We start from the raw sequence: 1,463 nt of genomic DNA, 5'->3' as shown, positions 1-1,463 counted from the left end.
TAACTTATGCAGCGTACTCCTTCGCGGGTGTAGTTCTCTGGGGCATTGTGCAGTACCCAAGGCGCCGGCGTGGGCTCGGTCAGGTAGCGGGTGGCCCGCTGCCCGGCTCGTACCAGATCCGGTGTGATGGTTTGGCTGGATTTGATCTCGACGCATTGCAAACCCTGGTCGGTTTCAAACACCAAGTCGGCCTCCAGCCCGTTGTTGTCGCGCCAGAAGTAAAGGTCGTCCGGCAGGCCCCGGTTGAGCCGGAATTTGCGGAACTCACCGACCACCCAGGTTTCGAACAGTGGGCCACGCATCGGGTGAATGGCCAGCAATTGCGGGTCGCGAATGCCAAGCAACCATGCTGCCAGACCCGTATCGGTGAAGTACAGCTTGGGTGTCTTGACCAGGCGCTTGCCAAAGTTGCGGTGGTAGGGTTGTAGCAGGAACACCAGCTCGCTGGACTCCAGCACAGACAGCCATTGCCGCGCCGTCGTGTGGCTGATGCCCGCATCCGCCGCGAGTGCCACCAGGTTGAGCAGTGTGCCGGTGCGCGCGGCACACAGGCGTACAAACCTTTGGAACGTAGAGAGGTTTTGCACCTGCAGCAACTGGCGCACATCGCGCTCCACATAGCTGGCGATGTAGCTGCCAAACCAGTCATTGGCTGACAACGTGTTTTGCGGGGATTGCCACAAGGCGGGGTAGCCGCCGCGCCACAGATGTGCGTGCAGGTCTAGAGCGCCCTTGGGGTTCGCGGTCTGAGGCAATTCGCTCAGTGCAAGAGGCAGCAAGCGCGTCAGCCCAACACGCCCTGCCAAAGATTGGGTCACCCACGCCATCAGCCCAAACTGTTGCGAGCCCGTCAGCACAAACCGACCGGGTTCCCGGTCTTGGTCTACCAGGCTTTGCAGATAGGAGAAAAGATCGGGCCAGCGCTGGGCTTCGTCAAATATGGCACCCACCGGGTAGCGATGCAAAAAGCCCCGCGGGTCCGATTGGGCAAACGCCAGTTCGGTGGGATCTTCCAGGGAAACATAGGGTTTACCGGGAAATGCCTGGCGTGCCAGCGTCGTCTTACCGGATTGGCGTGGCCCGGTGATGGCGATCACCGGAAACTGCCGGGCCAAACGGCCCAGCGTCAGGCGCAAATCACGGGGGTAGAGATTCATACAATCTGAAGAAGTAATTTGCAAATTGTATAGAAACGTGTTCGCCTTCCCAGGCGGCCGCATTGATGGGGAGCGGCTATTTGCTTAGACGCGCTTTGCGAGTTCTGCCGCCATACCGGTATAGCTGCCAGGCGTCATGGCCAGCAAACGTGCCTTCTCTGCTTCCGGTATCGCCAATCCGGCAATAACCCCCTGCATTAGATCGCGTGTCATCGCGGCACCGCGCGTGAACTTCTTTAACTGCTCGTACGGTTGGGGCAGACCAAAACGGCGCATCACGGTCTGGATGGGTTCCGCCAGCACTTC

At 59.7% G+C, this 1,463-nt stretch carries 1 protein-coding gene and 1 pseudogene; both read right to left on the bottom strand.

The window, feature by feature from the left end; translation table 11 throughout:
- Positions 1-1,157, bottom strand: a 1,157-nt coding sequence (locus AC097P_RS23865) for an ATP-binding protein (protein ID WP_479612913.1), incomplete at its 3' end; no start/stop codon positions are given.
- An 84-nt stretch (positions 1,158-1,241) separates the two neighbouring features.
- Positions 1,242-1,463, bottom strand: a pseudogene (locus AC097P_RS23860) (adenylosuccinate lyase); the annotation flags it as partial.

The organism is Rhodoferax sp. ZS1R8, from assembly GCF_056521325.1.
This window is presented reverse-complemented; position numbering and strand designations above follow the sequence as displayed.